Genomic DNA, 229 nt, shown 5'->3' with positions numbered 1-229 from the left:
GAATCAGCCTGCGCCCTTCGATGGCGGGAAACTCCGCGCGTGCCGCTTCGAAATGCGTGTGCCACACGCTCACTTCCGCGAGCTGGTCGAGCGTGATGAGGCCGGAGCGCAGGCCGTCGTCCACGTCGTGATTGTTGTACGCGATTTCATCGGCGACATTCGCGATCTGTGCTTCGAGCGAAGGCTGCTTGCCTGCGAGGAACCGCTCGCCGAGATCGCCGAGTTGCCG

At 63.8% G+C, this 229-nt stretch carries 1 pseudogene; it reads right to left on the bottom strand.

Going from position 1 to position 229, the window contains the following annotated elements:
- Window positions 1-229 (bottom strand): annotated as a pseudogene (locus NCT03_RS33785) (deoxyguanosinetriphosphate triphosphohydrolase); the annotation flags it as partial.

It is taken from the genome of Caballeronia sp. GAWG1-1 (assembly GCF_023631465.1).
In the GTDB taxonomy this organism is placed as follows: Bacteria; Pseudomonadota; Gammaproteobacteria; order Burkholderiales; family Burkholderiaceae; genus Caballeronia.
This window is presented reverse-complemented; position numbering and strand designations above follow the sequence as displayed.